The organism is Clostridium sp. UBA5712 (assembly GCF_002419845.1).
GTDB classification, from domain to species: domain Bacteria; phylum Bacillota; class Clostridia; order Clostridiales; family Clostridiaceae; genus Clostridium_J; species Clostridium_J sulfidigenes.
Map to the genome: position 1 here is coordinate 143571 of NZ_DIGW01000014.1, position 15529 is coordinate 159099.

Here is a 15529-nt window from a genome sequence, read left to right on the forward strand (position 1 = left end):
AGGAGTGATGAAATGATTGCATTAATAGGACTTATAATAGGAATTATATTAGGAATAGCTTTCAACATAAATTTTCCACTTAAATTATCACCATATATATCTGTTGCAATATTTGCTTGTATAGACTCCACTTTTGGGGCTATTAGAGCTACCTTAAATAAGGATTTTAGACCAGATATATTTATATCAGGATTCTTTGGAAATGCATTTTTAGCAGCAGGAATGGTTTATCTAGGGGATAAGCTGGGTATACCTGTATATATTGCAGCAATTATAATATTTGGACAGAGGATATTTACAAACTTTGCTGTTATAAGAAGGTTATTGATGGATAGAATAAAAACACATCATTAAGGAGATAATTAAATGCGAGTTAATGAAGCTAATATATTTTTACTTATAGCTACCATTATAATTGGTATTTTAATAGCTATGAATGTAAATTTAGGAGGAAAAACTAAATTTTTAGATGTAGAGCAGTATCAAAAGGCATATGATAGTAGGACAAAGTTACAAAATGAAATAAGTAATTTAGAAGACCAATATGTTGAAACTAATGATAAAATTAATAAATATGAAAGAAGTAGTATATCTGAGGATGAAGTTAGAAAAGAGATGATTGGAGAGATAAGCAAAAATAAACTTGCATTAGGTTTGCTTCCAGTGGTGGGAAATGGTGTAAAGATTACTTTAAATGATGCACCGGAAGCTACAATTTTAGGGCAAGATGTACCCCTTTATATGTTAATTCATGATTCGGATTTAACAATGGTTGTTAATGATTTAAGAGCTGCAGGAGCAGAGGCAATAGCTATTAATGGATATAGAATAATAGGTTCAACAGCTGGACTTTGTGCTGGAGCAACCATAGAGTTAGATGGGATAAAAGTAATAGCTCCTTTTTACATTACAGCTATTGGAAATCAGGATGTAATAAATAGTTTTCTTGAAAATCAACAAAATCAACTTAAGAGTTTGAAGGCAAGAGGCTGTTATGTAGATATTGAATCAGTTTATGATGAAAAGTTGCCAGCCTATAATGGAGAGTTAAAAAGTGAGTATCTAAAATTAAAATAAAAAACTAGAAAAAATTAATAATATTAAAGGTTTTTTAGATTATATCGAGAATAAATTATATGGGCATATATTTTCCATTATAAGCTAGAGTTTGTATATGAGACGGGAGGAATAAAATTGTCTATTGAAGAAAATTTTATAAAATTGAAGAATGAGTTGCCAGAAGAAGTGACATTGATTTCAGTATCAAAAACTAGATCTATAGCTGAAATACAAAATGTATATGACTTAGGGGAAAGAAATTTTGGAGAGAATAAAGTTCAAGAGTTAATGGAAAAGCAAGAAATCTTACCTAAGGATATTAGGTGGCACTTAATAGGTCATCTTCAAAGAAATAAGGTTAAATATTTAGTTGGACGAGTTTATTTAATACATTCTTTAGATAGTGTTAGACTTTTACAGGAGATTGAAAAACAATTTTCAAGTAAGGAACTTATTGCAAATGTATTAATTCAAATTAATATAGGTAGAGAAGAGTCTAAAACTGGGATTATGATGGAGGATTTAGATGAACTTATAAATGCTTGTGAACAGTGTAAAAACGTCAAGGTGAAAGGTATTATGGCTACTATTCCAAAAGGAGATACTGAAAGTTGTAATTACTATTTTACTAAGACTAAAGAAGTATTTGATACCCTGAAAACTAAAAGCTATAAAAATATTACCATGGAGATTTTATCTATGGGAATGAGTGGAGATTATAAAGAAGCTTTAAAAGTAGGATCAAATATGATTCGAATTGGTGAAGGGGTTTTTGGGAAAAGAGATTATAACAAATTAAAGTAGGAGGAAGGTTTATTATGGAATTTTTCAAAGGAATAAGTAGAATGATGGGATTTGATGAAGAAGATGATGAAGAATTATTAGAGAACAGGGAAGAAAACTATGATGAAGGTGAAGAGGAGATTGAAATTGAACCTTTCGTAAGCAAGAAGCAAAATAAAATAGTTAATATTCATACTGCATCATCCTCAAAGGTTGTAATTAGTAAGCCTTCAAATTATGATGAGGGAAAAATTATTGTAGACAATTTAAAGTCTAGAAGAATAGTTATTGTTAACTTAAATGGAGTAGAGCCTAAGGAAGGTCAAAGAATACTTGATTTCCTAATAGGAGCTATTTACGCATTAGAGGGAGGACTTCAACCTGTAGAAAAGGGAGTATTTATATTAACTCCATCTAATATTGAAGTTAGTAATGAATTAAAAAATGAGCTTACAAACAAAGGAATTTTTAGTTCCTTCAAATAAGTCTAGTACTCGAACTTAGTAAAGTATTACGTGGTTAATTTTATATATATTTGAGTGGTAGAATATAGCTTAAAAAACATGAACAGTATTAAGAGGAATTATAATAATATATAATGAATTAGAGGAAAGCTATGGAGAAGAAGGCATTTTTAGATATATTTAAAGACCACGATAAAAATTATATTTCAAGTATATATGAGGACATAGAACTATGTAAGAACATAGAAATTCCTATATATACAAAGGAGTTTGTGACTCCGGATATCTATATGAATATAAAAAACAACCAAAGTAAACTTGGGGTTTTTGTTCATGGTACTGGTGTGTTTGCGGATTGTGAGAGAAAGATGTTATGTTTTTCTACTAATACATATGAAACTCTGGACTATGATATTCATATTGTAAAGATAAAAAATAAATCAAAGTTTAAAGATCTTAAGCATAAAGATTATTTAGGCTCTATAATGGCTTTAGGAGTTAAGAGAAGCTTATTTGGAGACTTAGTAGTAAAAGGAGATGCTTGCTTTGTTCCAATGACAAGATCAGTTTCTCAATATGTTCAATATAATTTAACTAACATTGGAAATTGTCCATGTACTATTGATAGAATAGATATAAATAGTGAAGATATCCCAAAGATTGAATTTGAAGAAAAGATTATAATGGTTACATCCCTTAGACTAGATAATGTGGTACCTAGTATTTGCAATATGTCTAGGGCTAAGGGCACAGATCTTATAAGTAATGGGTCTGTATTATTAAATTATCTTAAATGTAATAGAAAGGATAAATTAATAGAAATGAAGGATACTATTACCATAAGGGGATTTGGAAAGTATAAAATTAATTCAATTGAAGGAGAAACTAGTAAGGGACGAATTAAATTATTAATAGGTAAATATATTTAATGCGGGGTGAAGGATATGAAGATGACAGCTATGGACATTATGAACAAAGATTTTAAAAAAGCCATGAGAGGATATAACATGGATGAGGTGGATGAATTTTTAGAACAAATTTCTGAGGATTATGAAACCGTGTATAAGGAAAATGCTATTTTAAAGGAAAAATTAGATGTTTTTCAAGATAAATTAGATCATTATTCAAAGATGGAAACTACTATTCAAAGCACTTTGTTATTAGCACAAAATGCTGCAGAACAGGCAAAGCAAAGTTCTCAATCAGAAGCTGAACTTATAATTAAAAATGCAAATGAAAGTGCTAAAAGAATTTTAGATAAAGCTCACACTGATGTTTTAAATATCAATGATGAATTCGATAGAACAAAACAGGAATTTGCTAAGTTTAGGAGCAAGTTTAGAAACTTTATAGTTACACAAATGGAAATGTTTGAAGCGCTAGAAAAAGATTTTGATAAAAATTATAATATTTCAACTGTAATGGAAGAGAAGGTACATGAGCCAGTATTAGAAGTTGCTTCTGAGAAGGATGTAGAAAGCTTTGAATATAATACAGCTGAATTAGAGGATATAAAAAGTTTTTTTGTAGATAAGTAATATTGAAATTTTATTTACATATATTGTGTAATTTTTGGTAAATATGATTAATGTATAAATAGAATTCTTTGCTTTAGAGAGAGTTTTTACTCCCACTGAAGGTTATTAATAGAACTATAAGTATGAATTTATTCATACTTATAATTCGTTGTCCTTTAGGGGAAATTATTATCCAGGGACGTAGCAGCTCTTTAATCTCACTTTAGGGTGAGATTTTTTTATCTGCTGAAAGCTATTGACATATCCCGGAACATGTATATTATAATAGATGTAGTTGTACCCAATTAATGTGAAAAATTATATTTCGATATGTATTAACATAATTGGTGACCTAAATTTGTATTAAAGAAAAGTACCTAGAATTATTTGTACCTAGGAAGAAAAGAGGAGATTTTAGCATGAGGATAGGAATTATAGGAGCTATGGAAGAGGAAGTAAGCTCTCTAATAGCTGATATGGAAATAAAGAAAAAAGTTACAAGAGCAATGATGACATTTAATCATGGAACTATTTATGATAAGGATGTTGTAATAGTTAGAAGTGGAATAGGTAAGGTAAATGCAGCAGTTTGTACACAAATTTTAGTTGATGATTTCAATGTGGATGCTGTTATAAATGTCGGTATAGCTGGTGGTATTGGAGAAGATATATATCCAGGAGATGTGGTTATTGCAACAGATTTAGTGGAGCATGATATGGACACAACTAAATTTGGAGATAGACCAGGTCAAGTTCCTAATATGGAAGTCTTTGACTTTAAATGTGATAAGGGATTAGTAGAAAAAGCCCAAAGTGCTTGTGAAGGTATAAAAGATATAAATATTTTCACTGGTAGAATAGTATCTGGAGATCAATTTATAGCTGATATAGAGAAGATAAGATGGTTAAAAAGCGAGTTTAATGCGCTATCTTGTGAGATGGAAGGAGCAAGTATAGCTCATGCAGCTTATCTTAATAACAAACCTTTTGTTATAATACGATCAATTTCTGACAATGCTAATAATGGAGCACATATGGACTATGAAAAATTTAAAGAAATATCAGTTAAAAATTCAAATACCATATTACGTTCTATGTTAAAAACTTTATAAGGTGATATTATATGAAAAGAATACTTGCAGAAAAAAATAGTGGAGAAAAAATTACAGTACAGGTTAAGGATGTAATCATTGGTGGAGATGACTTAGTGTTTATATCTGGACCATGTGCAGTGGAAAACTATGATAAAATGATAAAGATAGGAAGAGCCTTGAAGGACCAGGGAGCACATATGATGAGAGCAGGTGCCTTCAAGCCTAGAACATCTCCCTATGATTTTCAAGGTCTCGGTATAGAAGGACTAAAAATACTTAAAGAAGTGGGAAATGAATTTGGTTTGCCAGTAGTATCTGAGGTAATGGATGCTAGAGATATAGAAATTTCTCTTCCTTATGTAGATATGATACAGGTTGGTTCTAGAAATATGTATAACTATACATTTTTGAAGGAATTAGGAAAGCTTAAATTACCTGTACTTCTAAAAAGAGGGATAAGTGCAACTGTAGCTGAATGGATTTATGCAGCTGAATATGTTTTAAAGGAAGGTAATAATCAAGTAGTACTTTGTGAAAGAGGAGTAAGAACCTTTGAGACTACCACTAGAAATACCTTGGATTTAAACTCTGTAGCAGTGATTAAGGAAAATTATAGACTTCCTGTTATTGTGGACCCTAGTCATGGAACTGGAAGGCGTGAGTTAGTTGAAGCTATGAGTTTAGCTGCTGTGGCAGCTGGTGCAGATGGATTAATTATAGAAAGTCATGTAAATCCTGATAATTCTGTATCAGATGCAAGACAAACTATTAATGTAGAAAATTTAAAAAAAATTATAAATAAGTCTAATGCCATTAAAAATATTTTATCCGAGTTAAGATAAGGGGGAGTGGTTTTGACTTTAGGAATAATAATAGTAGTATTAGGTCTAATAATAGATAGAGGAACAAAATGGTGGGCTATAGGTACATTAAAGGGTTCAGAAGGATTAACTGTAATTAAGGATTTCTTTACTCTTGATTATCTAGAAAACCGTGGAGCTGCTTTTGGAATGCTTCAAAATAAGCAGTGGTTATTTATTGTTATTACTATAGTTGTAGTTATAGGAATGATATTCTATTTATTAAAGTATAAGCCTAAGTTTAAATTAGTATATGTATCTATTGCTATGATAATTGCGGGAGCAATAGGTAATCTTATAGATAGAATAAGTTATAATTATGTAGTAGATTTTATTATGGTTCATTATAGGGATGTATATTATTTTCCAACCTTTAATGTGGCTGACATGCTAGTTTGTATAGGAACATTTTTTCTATTAATATGTATACTGAAGGATGAGATTTAATGGATTTTAAAAATTATATTATAGAAGAAGAAAATGTAGGGAAGAGACTTGACTTATTTGTAAGTGAAAATGAAGTAGATATGTCTAGATCTTTTGTCCAGGGAATTATTGAAAAACAACAAGTGAAAGTCAATGGACAGATAAGAAAAAGTAATTACAAATTAAGAGTAGGGGATCAGGTTCGAGTAGAACTAGCTGAGCCAGTGGAGCTCCAAGTAGAGGCTGAAGATATTCCTTTAGATATAATTTATGAGGACAGTGATGTTATAGTAATAAATAAACCACAGGACATGGTAGTCCATCCTGCCCCAGGAAATTATACTGGAACTCTTGTTAATGGTCTTCTTTATCATTGTAAGGACTTATCAGGTATAAACGGAGTTATAAGACCTGGTATAGTGCATAGAATTGATAAAGATACTTCTGGGGTATTAGTAGTTGCTAAAAATGATAAATCGCATAATTCATTAGCTATGCAGCTAAAGGACCACTCCATGAAGAGAACTTACTATGCCATAGTAGAAGGTATAGTAAAAGAGGAAGAGGGTACGGTTAGAAACAATATAGGAAGACATCCTGTAGAGAGAATAAAGATGGCTGTAGTTAAGGATGGAAAAGAAGCTATTACTAATTATAAAGTGCTGGACCGATTTAAAAGTAATACCTTGGTGGAATGTAGATTAGAAACAGGTAGAACACATCAAATTAGAGTTCATATGGCTCATTTACATCATCCACTAATTGGAGATCAAGTATATGGATATAAAAAACAGAAGTTTAAATTGCAAGGTCAAGCACTTCATGCGAAAAATTTAGGCTTTATACATCCTACCACAGGAGAGTATATGGAGTTTGATTCACAACTTCCAGAATATTTTCAGGATATATTAGATAAATTAAGAAAAGAAGTTTAGGGAGGGATTGTTATGGAACTGAAATCAGTACTTATGGACGATAAAGCAATTAAGAGAACTCTGACGAGAATTTCTCATGAAATTATAGAAAAAAACAAGGGTACAGAAAACTTAGTTATATTAGGAATTAAAAGTAGAGGAGTGCCACTAGCTAATAGAATTGCTGAACTGATCAACATGTTTGAAGGTGAAGAGGTAGAAGTAGGGAGTGTAGATATAACTAAATATAGAGACGACCTAAAAAAACCTGAAAACTTAAAGGAACATAATAGTATAGAATTAGGTGTAGACATAACTGGTAAGAGAATAATTCTAGTGGATGATGTTTTATTTACAGGAAGAAGTGTAAGAGCGGCAATAGATGCAATCATAGATAGAGGAAGACCTGAAATGATTCAGTTAGCTGTACTTGTAGATAGAGGTCATAGAGAGCTGCCAATAAGAGCTGATTATGTGGGGAAAAACATACCAACTTCAAGAAAAGAGGATATATCTGTTGAACTAGTAGAAAAAGATGGAGTGGACTCTGTAAGTCTATACGAGAATAATTAGGAGAAAAAATTTATGTATAAAATAATTGTAACTACTACCTTTGGTATAGAGGCTATTACAGGCAAGGAGCTAAAGAATTTAGGATATGAAGACTTAAAAATAGAAAATGGAAAGATAACCTTTGAAGGAGATGAAATGGATGTTGCTATCTGTAATATCCATTTAAGAACTGCAGAGAGAGTTTTTCTAGAGATGGCAGAATTTGAAGCTACCTCCTTTGAAGAATTATTTCAAGGAACTAAAAAAGTTGACTGGGGTAGCTTAATACCTATTGATGGTAAGATGCATGTTATAGGAAAATCTGTTAAATCTACTTTACATAGTGTACCTGACTGTCAAGGTATAGTAAAAAAAGCTGTAGTAGAAAAAATGAAAGAAAAATATGATACTAATTGGTTTAGTGAAGATGGACCAGTATATAAGATAGAAGTTGGAATTCTAAAGGATAAGGTAACCCTTGCAGTAGATACCTCTGGAATAGGACTTCATAAGAGGGGATATAGGGAAAATGCAGGAATGGCTCCTTTGAAGGAAACCTTAGCAGCAGCCTTAGTTTTGATAGCCAAATTCAATGGAGATGAGCTTTTAATAGACCCATTTTGTGGATCAGGAACTATACCTATAGAAGCGGCACTGATAGCTAAAAATATAGCACCAGGAGTTAATAGACACTTTGTAAGTGAAACTTGGCCTACCTTTGACAAAGAAATTTGGGAGCAGGTACGCGAAGGAGCGAAAAGAAGTGTTAATAAAAAAGACTTCGTTATTCAAGGCTCTGATATAGATGGAAGAGTACTTAGAACTGCCATGGATAATGCTAAAAAAGCAGGTGTAGAGAAGTATGTTAACTTCCAAAGACTTGATATGAAGGATGTAAGAAATAGAAAAAAAGGTGGTATGATAATAACTAATCCACCTTATGGAGAGAGACTTTTAGATGAAGATGAGGTTAAGTATCTCTACAAAACTTTTTCTAATGTGTATGCAGGACTAGAGGATTGGTCTTGCTATGTACTAACATCCTATGATGACTTTCAAAAGGTATTTGGAAAAAAGGCTGATAAAAACAGAAAACTTTATAATGGAAGAATTCAGTGTTACTACTATCAATATAATCCGAAGAAATAAATTAAAGACTATCTCAAAAAAATTTGAGATAGTCTTTGTTTTAAGCTTGCTTTAAATCAAGTTTTATAGGATCTACATAGATGGTTTTGTTTGTGGAGTAGGTTACCATACCAGGCTTTCCTTTAGCCATTTTTTTAACATTTCTAATTTCGGTGTAGTCTATAGGTACCTTTGTAGAGTTTTTACCCTTGCTATAGAAGGCGGCTAAGGTTGCAGCTTCAAGAAGGGTGGAATCAGGTACTTCTCCAAGGTTTTTAATGATTACATGGGAACCTGGAATATTTTTTATGTGAAGCCAAATATCATTGTTATGAGCAAACTTCAGAGTTAAATAATCATTTTCTAGATTGTTTTTACCTACATATATATCAATGCCATCACTAGATATGAAGTGGAGTGGTTTTGAAGGCTTAGTCTTTTTACTTTTCATAGACTTTTTGAAAGCAATGTAGCCAGTTTCCACTAACTCATTTTTTATATCCTCTAAATCTTTATAGTTATCAGCATTTTCAATATTACTAAGTACTGATTGAAGATATTCATCCTCTTCTTCGGCTAATTCTATTTGGATATAAGCATTTTCTTCTGCAGCTTTTAATTTACTGTATTTTTTAAAATACTTTTGAGCATTTTCAGAAGGGGTTTTATTTACATCTAAAGGAATTTTAATATATTCTTCTTCCTCACTATAATAATTTAATGCTTCAACCTCTTTATCACCCTTTTTAATATTATAAATATTTGCAGTTATAAGCTCTCCATATAGATTATATTTTTGCTTTTCTTCACATTCAATTAAAGTTTTTTTTAGAATGTTTAATTTTTTTTCAACTCTGTCTATGTTATTTATAACTAGCTTTTGCATATCATGACTTTTACTTTGAAGTCTACTTATTTTATCCTTTGCATGATAGAAGCTTTCTAGAAGACTACTAGGAGAAGAATATTCTTCACATTGTCCACCATAATCTAAAATATACTCTAGCTTTATACAGTGGAAATCTTTTAGTTCATCATTTATGGAATAGCTATAAAGGTCATAATTATTATCTTTGGATTTAGCAAAAAACTCTATTAAGAATTCATAGATTCCCTTTAGGTTATTTTTACTTAAAGGAATATTTCTTTTATTTAGCCTAAAAGAAATCTCTTTAGCTATAGGATTACTTACTCCATCTAAAACTCTAGTAAAGAATTTTTCATTTAGCTCTTCATCTTCATAGAGACTAAAAGTTTTTTCTTGAAATGATTCAAAGGTAGTGTTGAATATATCAAGTTTATTACTTTCAGGAGGATATACATATTCAATACCAGGATAGAGTACTCTATAGCTATTTATATCTGGTGTAATATGTTTTATGGAATCCATGATGAGTCCATCTCTTTTTCTTATCAAAGTAATGTTACTGTGTCTACCCATGATTTCAATTATCAGGGTATATATACTGTTAAAGCCTAATTCATCACTACTTTCAAAATCTAAAAGTAGGATTCTGTCGTTATTTAATTGAGTAACATCTTTTAAAACTGCAGTATTTAGATATTTTCTTAAAACCATACAAAATACAGGTGCCTTAAGTGGACTTTCCTTAGAGTAATCAATAAAGTTTATTCTAGGATAAGAAGCGTTAGCGTTTAGCAGTAGTCTAACAGGTTTCCTATTTATTTTAAAGCTCAGTATTATTTCATCCTTTTCAGGTTGGGTTATTTTATCTATTCTACTGCTTATTAGAGTGTTTTTTATTTCATTGGCTAGAGAGCGCAAATATAATCCATCTAGTGCCATATAAATCATCCTTTCATTTAAGCATATATTTTACAGTATATCACTATTATTTTATAAATAAAATACAAAATAAGTTAGGACAAGGATAATTTCCTTAATTGAAGATGATATAATAAAAGTAATATTGCATTTAAGGAATATTTAAGTTAAAGGAACTGTAGTTGTTTAAGAAGTAATAAGAATGAATTTACATAAGAGTTGAATATATAGAAAAAATTATAAAGGCAGGGTGGATATAAATGGAGTTAAGGGAAAGTATCATTAACTTAAGAAGGGAATTTCATAGATGTGCAGAAGCTGGGTGGTTAGAATTTGAAACCACCATAAAAATAATGGATTACTTGAAAAAACTTGGATATAATCTACAATATGGTAAGGAAATACATAGTAATCCAATGGGTATGGCTGATGAAGAAATACTTACTAATCATAGGATAGAGTGTAGTAGAGCAATTAAAAACAAGTCCTATAATGTAGATGAAATTCTACAAGGCTATACTGGGGTAGTAGCAAGTATAGATACAGGAGTTCAGGGTCCTACCATGGCTTTTAGATTTGATATAGATGGTCTTAAGGTTGAGGAAGCTAAGGAAAATCATAGACCTTTTAAAGAGGGGTTTTCTTCTAAAAATCCAGGAATATGTCATTGTTGTGGTCACGATGCTCATATAGCTATGGGCCTTCAGCTTGCAAATACTATTGTAGAGATGAAAGAAAAATTAACAGGAAAAATAAAGCTCATATTTCAACCGGCAGAGGAAGAGGTTAGAGGGGCTAAGTCTATGGTAGAAGCTGGAGTTTTAAAAGATGTAGATTATTTATTCTCTGGTCACATCGGCTTTATTAATAAAAATAATGCCATAGCTGTTAAAGTTAAAAATTTGCTTGCTACTAATAAAGTGGAGGTAGAGTTCTTAGGTAAATCTGCCCATGCAGGTCTTTGTCCAGAAGAGGGAAGAAATGCTCTTTTAGCAGGAGCAAGCTGTATTTTAAATCTTCATAGCCAAGTGCAATTTGGAAAAGGAGTAGGAAGACTTAACGTAGGAACTCTTCATGGAGGAACTGGAAAAAATGTTATAGCAGATAAAGCAGTTTTACAGTTGGAAACAAGGGGCGATACTAACGAAATTAATGATAGAATCATGGATATGGTTTGTCGAGTAGTTAAGGGTGCAGCAATTTCCTACAATGTGGAATATAATATAAGAGTAGTTGGTTCTGCAAGGGCATATAATAGCACCGATAATGAATTTTCTAAGATAGTAATAAAAAATCTTAGAAGTTTACCTATAGAAATTATTGAAGAATTTTCCTTTGGAGCTTCTGAGGATATAACTTATATGTTAGAAGAGGTGGAAAAGCAAGGGGGAAAGGGAATCTATTTTATAATTCCATCTTCTATTGTGGCACCACATCATAATCCCTATTTTGATTTTAATGAAGAATCACTTATAATAGGTCATGATGTATATGTACGTATGATAAGAACTTTTTTACAAAAGATATAATTTAAACTTGAGATAAATTTACTAAATTAAACAAGCTAAGGGATGTGTAGTTTTGAAAGAAGCAATGAAAGAAATTTTGGAAAAATATTATGGATATAAAAGCTTTAGGACAGGTCAACAGCCAGTTATAGAATCTATTTTAAAGGGAGAGGATGCATTAACTATAATGTCTACAGGTAGTGGTAAGTCTATATGTTATCAAGTGCCTGCTTTAATCCTTCAGGGATTAACTATAGTAATTTCACCTTTAATTTCCCTTATGAAGGATCAAGTAGATGCACTTAAGGACATGGGAATACCTTGCAGCTATATTAATAGCTCCTTAAGCAGTAAAGATTTTAAAGAAGTATTAGATGGAATAAAGGAAGAAAAATATAAAATACTTTATATAGCCCCTGAGAGATTAGATAATATAGAATTTTATAATGTAATTTCTAGGATACCTATTAGCCAGATAGCTATAGATGAGGCCCATTGTGTATCTCAATGGGGTCATGACTTTAGAGCTAGTTATAAAAGAATTGCAGGTTTTATAGAAAGGCTTATGGTGAGACCTATAGTTACAGCCTTTACTGCAACAGCTTCTAAAGAAGTAAGACAAGATATAGTAAAACTTTTAAAGCTTCAAAGTCCTAAAATATTTATTACTGGCTTTGATAGAGAAAACTTGTCTATAAATATAGTTAAATCTGAGAATAAGAAGAAATATCTTCTTAAATTTATGGAAGACAATAAAGAAAACTCTGGTATTATATATGGAGCTACTAGAAAGGAAGTAGATAATATTTATAGGGAGCTTTCTAGTAAGGGATATAATATAGCTAGATACCATGCGGGTTTATCTGATGAGGAAAGAAAAGAGAATCAAGAAGATTTTATTTATGATAGAGTTAAGATTATGGTGGCAACTAATGCCTTTGGCATGGGAATAGATAAGTCTAATATAAGATATGTGGTTCACTATAATATGCCTAAAAATATAGAAGGTTATTACCAAGAGATTGGAAGAGCTGGTAGAGATGGTGAGAAGAGTCAGTGTATATTATTATTTTCTCCAGGAGATATCCATGTTCAAAAGTATTTAATAGAGATGAGTATAGAAAATCCAGAGAGAAAAAACAATCAGTATAAAGCACTTCAGCAGATGGTGGATTTTGTTTATAGTAATGATTGTTATAGAAAATATATTTTAAATTACTTTGGAGAAAGTTATGAAGATGACTGTAACAATTGTAGTAATTGTTTAAATCAAGGAGAGATAGTTGATAAAACTGTAGATGCTCAAAAGGTACTATCTTGTATATATAGGATGAAACGAAACTATGGTGCAACTATGCTTATAGATGTACTTAGAGGATCAAAAAATAAAAAGGTTACACAGTTTAATTTTCAAGAGCTATCTACCTATGGAATAATGAAGGATTATTCAGGTGAAAATCTAAAAACTTTTATAAACACACTAATTTCTCATGGATATATAAATCAAGTTGAAGGAACTTATCCTGTCCTTGCATTAAATGATAAGTCTATGGAAGTACTTAGAGGTCAGGAAGTAGTTCACTTTAAAGAATTTAAAGTTAAAGTAAATGCAGAGGTAAGAAATGAACTCTTTGATATATTAAGAGAACTTAGATATAGCATGGCAAAGGCTGCTGGAATTCCTCCATATATAATTTTTAGTGATGGAACCCTTAGGGAAATGAGTGTTAAGCATCCTACAAACAAGGAGGAGTTTTTAGAGATATCTGGAGTGGGAGAAACTAAGTATAGTAAGTATGGTAAGGAATTTCAAGGTGCTATTATAGAGTATGTTGAAGCTAACAATCTAACTGTTAAGGAAAAGAATAACCCTGACAAAAGCTATGAAGAAGCTAGTGTAACTAAATCAGAAGAAGGTAGAAGTATTAATGAGGAATCAGGGGATTTTTATGTAAATACTGATAAAAAACTATTTGAAAGGTTAGTTTTAGTGCGAAGGGAATTAAGCAGGATAGAAGGTGCTATGGAACAGAATATCATAGCAAAAAATACTCTAAAAGAGATAAGTGGAAGATATCCTAAAACCTTAGAAGAGCTAAAGGATATAGGAGGTATGGGGCCTAAGAAGATAGAAAAATATGGAGTGACTTTAATAGAAGCAGTAAATACATACATAGAAGAAGAGGGAATAACTCCTATATGGGAAGAAAAAAAGAAAAGAAGATTAGTTATAGATGGAGATGAAAGAAAGAATAAGGAAATAGCTTTAGACATGTTAAATGAAGACTTTGCACTTGAGGATATTGCAGAAGAGATTGAGGTATCAATTTCAACTATACTTGGATACGTTACAGAGTATATAGAGGAGTATGGAAGACCTAAGTTTACTATTCCTTTAAATAAGTTTTTTAACCAAGATGAAGAAAAAATTATCATGGAAGTTTGTGAAAGAGTTGGCTATGATAAGGTTAGTAAGGTAAAGGCAGAGTTACCTAAGACAATTAATTATGAATCTATAAGAGCTGTTATACTTAAGAATTACTTTTAAGAGGAGAATATTATGGAAATTTTAAAATTTACAAAGATGCAGGGAGCAGGAAATAATTTTGTGGTTTTTGAAGATATGGAAGTAAAATACAATGATTTAGGTACTTTAGCTAAAAAGTTATGTGATAGAAATTTTGGCATAGGAGGAGATGGAATATTAGTAGTAAGAAGAAGTAAAATTGCTGATATTCAAATGATAATAATAAATAGTGATGGTTCCTATGCTGGTATGTGTGGAAATGGAATAAGATGCTTTGCAAAATACGTATATGAAAATAACATGGTAAGAAAAAGTGAGTTTACCGTAGAAACAGGAGATGGTATAAAGGTTTGTCATCTGTTCATAGAAGATAATAAGGTAAAAGCTGTTAAGATAAATATGGGAAGAGAGAGTTTTAATCCAAAGTTTATTCCTGCCTTAGGAGAGGAAGAAATTATTAAAAAAGATATATGTGCCAATGGAAAAAGCTATAATATAACTTCATTATTACTTGGAGTTCCCCATACTGTTTTATTAACTGAAGAGGGCGGGTTTAAGGTTGAAGAAGGTGCAGCCATAGAAACCCATGAATTATTTCCACAGGGGACCAATGTTAACTTTTGTAGAGTTGTGAATAGAGAGGAAATAAAGGTTAATACCTGGGAAAGAGGAGCAGGGCCAACCCTTGCCTGTGGAACAGGATGTTGTTCATCGGTGGTGGTTTGTAATAAATTAAATTTAGTAGATAAATCTGTGAAGGTTATGGCTCCAGGAGGTATTTTAACTATAGAAATAACTGAGGATGGAATAATGATGACGGGGCCAGCGGAGAATGTATTTAAGGGTGAAATAGCAGTATAAGTGAACATTAAGGGTTTATATTTAAACAATTTATAAATTTGTTTTAATAT

Annotated in this window: 16 protein-coding genes; 15 read left to right on the forward strand and 1 reads right to left on the reverse strand. The window is 31.2% G+C overall.

Annotated elements, in window-relative coordinates; genetic code table 11:
* Positions 1-12: 12 nt before the first annotated feature.
* The 12 genes from B3B03_RS11660 to B3B03_RS11715 all read left to right on the forward strand — a co-directional run bounded on the left by B3B03_RS11660 (position 13) and on the right by B3B03_RS11715 (position 8818).
* Positions 13-354: a small basic family protein gene (locus B3B03_RS11660; protein WP_035129303.1), complete on the forward strand. Its 342-nt coding sequence runs from the start codon at positions 13-15 to the stop codon at positions 352-354.
* 12 nt (positions 355-366) lie between these two features.
* The gene (locus tag B3B03_RS11665; RefSeq protein ID WP_346877399.1) at positions 367-1077 is read left to right on the forward strand and encodes a DUF881 domain-containing protein; all 711 of its coding nucleotides are present in this window, start codon (positions 367-369) and stop codon (positions 1075-1077) included.
* A gap of 117 nt (positions 1078-1194) precedes the next feature.
* Complete coding sequence (locus tag B3B03_RS11670) at positions 1195-1863, forward strand: YggS family pyridoxal phosphate-dependent enzyme (RefSeq protein ID WP_346877400.1); 669 nt, start codon at positions 1195-1197, stop codon at positions 1861-1863.
* Positions 1864-1877: 14 nt separating this feature from the next.
* Positions 1878-2327, forward strand: coding sequence for a cell division protein SepF (locus B3B03_RS11675; RefSeq protein WP_035129307.1), 450 nt, complete (start codon positions 1878-1880; stop codon positions 2325-2327).
* A 131-nt stretch (positions 2328-2458) separates the two neighbouring features.
* Entirely contained in the window at positions 2459-3235 is a 777-nt protein-coding gene (locus B3B03_RS11680; protein ID WP_346877401.1) for an RNA-binding protein, read from the forward strand.
* Between the two features lie 15 nt (positions 3236-3250).
* Positions 3251-3844 (forward strand): DivIVA domain-containing protein, encoded by a 594-nt coding sequence (locus tag B3B03_RS11685; RefSeq protein ID WP_346847926.1) that lies wholly within the window; start codon positions 3251-3253, stop codon positions 3842-3844.
* 398 nt (positions 3845-4242) lie between these two features.
* Complete coding sequence (locus tag B3B03_RS11690; protein WP_346877402.1) at positions 4243-4935, forward strand: 5'-methylthioadenosine/adenosylhomocysteine nucleosidase; 693 nt, start codon at positions 4243-4245, stop codon at positions 4933-4935.
* Between the two features lie 11 nt (positions 4936-4946).
* Positions 4947-5759 carry a 3-deoxy-7-phosphoheptulonate synthase gene (aroF, locus tag B3B03_RS11695; protein ID WP_346877403.1) on the forward strand — a complete coding sequence of 271 codons (813 nt, stop codon included), beginning with the start codon at positions 4947-4949 and terminating at the stop codon, positions 5757-5759.
* A 12-nt stretch (positions 5760-5771) separates the two neighbouring features.
* The gene (lspA, locus tag B3B03_RS11700) at positions 5772-6224 is read left to right on the forward strand and encodes a signal peptidase II (RefSeq protein WP_346847929.1); all 453 of its coding nucleotides are present in this window, start codon (positions 5772-5774) and stop codon (positions 6222-6224) included.
* A complete protein-coding gene (locus B3B03_RS11705) occupies positions 6224-7138 on the forward strand; it encodes an RluA family pseudouridine synthase (RefSeq protein WP_346847930.1) in 915 nt (304 codons plus the stop codon). Before lspA ends, B3B03_RS11705 begins: the two co-directional genes overlap by 1 nt.
* Before the next feature lie 12 nt (positions 7139-7150).
* A complete protein-coding gene (gene pyrR, locus B3B03_RS11710) occupies positions 7151-7690 on the forward strand; it encodes a bifunctional pyr operon transcriptional regulator/uracil phosphoribosyltransferase PyrR (protein ID WP_035129314.1) in 540 nt (179 codons plus the stop codon).
* 12 nt (positions 7691-7702) lie between these two features.
* The gene (locus tag B3B03_RS11715; RefSeq protein WP_346847931.1) at positions 7703-8818 is read left to right on the forward strand and encodes a class I SAM-dependent RNA methyltransferase; all 1116 of its coding nucleotides are present in this window, start codon (positions 7703-7705) and stop codon (positions 8816-8818) included.
* 40 nt (positions 8819-8858) lie between these two features.
* Here B3B03_RS11715 and B3B03_RS11720 read toward each other — a convergent pair whose 3' ends face one another.
* Entirely contained in the window at positions 8859-10604 is a 1746-nt protein-coding gene (locus B3B03_RS11720) for an Rqc2 family fibronectin-binding protein (protein ID WP_346847932.1), read from the reverse strand.
* A gap of 239 nt (positions 10605-10843) precedes the next feature.
* Between B3B03_RS11720 and B3B03_RS11725 the strand changes: the two genes are divergently transcribed.
* The 3 genes from B3B03_RS11725 to dapF are packed head-to-tail and all read left to right on the forward strand — an operon-like array spanning position 10844 to position 15479.
* A complete protein-coding gene (locus tag B3B03_RS11725) occupies positions 10844-12112 on the forward strand; it encodes an amidohydrolase (RefSeq protein WP_346877404.1) in 1269 nt (422 codons plus the stop codon).
* 52 nt (positions 12113-12164) lie between these two features.
* Positions 12165-14639, forward strand: coding sequence for a DNA helicase RecQ (gene recQ / locus B3B03_RS11730; RefSeq protein ID WP_414632834.1), 2475 nt, complete (start codon positions 12165-12167; stop codon positions 14637-14639).
* A gap of 12 nt (positions 14640-14651) precedes the next feature.
* A complete protein-coding gene (dapF, locus tag B3B03_RS11735) occupies positions 14652-15479 on the forward strand; it encodes a diaminopimelate epimerase (protein ID WP_346877405.1) in 828 nt (275 codons plus the stop codon).
* Positions 15480-15529: the final 50 nt, after the last annotated feature.

Coding starts and splice junctions, on each gene's coding strand:
- B3B03_RS11680 (WP_346877401.1), top strand. CDS start 2,459: ATGGAGAAGAAGGCATTTTTAGATATATTTAAAGACCACGATAAAAAT.
- B3B03_RS11675 (WP_035129307.1), top strand. CDS start 1,878: ATGGAATTTTTCAAAGGAATAAGTAGAATGATGGGATTTGATGAAGAA.
- B3B03_RS11685 (WP_346847926.1), top strand. CDS start 3,251: ATGAAGATGACAGCTATGGACATTATGAACAAAGATTTTAAAAAAGCC.
- pyrR (WP_035129314.1), top strand. CDS start 7,151: ATGGAACTGAAATCAGTACTTATGGACGATAAAGCAATTAAGAGAACT.
- B3B03_RS11660 (WP_035129303.1), top strand. CDS start 13: ATGATTGCATTAATAGGACTTATAATAGGAATTATATTAGGAATAGCT.
- B3B03_RS11705 (WP_346847930.1), top strand. CDS start 6,224: ATGGATTTTAAAAATTATATTATAGAAGAAGAAAATGTAGGGAAGAGA.
- B3B03_RS11725 (WP_346877404.1), top strand. CDS start 10,844: ATGGAGTTAAGGGAAAGTATCATTAACTTAAGAAGGGAATTTCATAGA.
- aroF (WP_346877403.1), top strand. CDS start 4,947: ATGAAAAGAATACTTGCAGAAAAAAATAGTGGAGAAAAAATTACAGTA.
- B3B03_RS11665 (WP_346877399.1), top strand. CDS start 367: ATGCGAGTTAATGAAGCTAATATATTTTTACTTATAGCTACCATTATA.
- B3B03_RS11690 (WP_346877402.1), top strand. CDS start 4,243: ATGAGGATAGGAATTATAGGAGCTATGGAAGAGGAAGTAAGCTCTCTA.
- dapF (WP_346877405.1), top strand. CDS start 14,652: ATGGAAATTTTAAAATTTACAAAGATGCAGGGAGCAGGAAATAATTTT.
- B3B03_RS11720 (WP_346847932.1), bottom strand. CDS start 10,604: ATGGCACTAGATGGATTATATTTGCGCTCTCTAGCCAATGAAATAAAA.
- B3B03_RS11715 (WP_346847931.1), top strand. CDS start 7,703: ATGTATAAAATAATTGTAACTACTACCTTTGGTATAGAGGCTATTACA.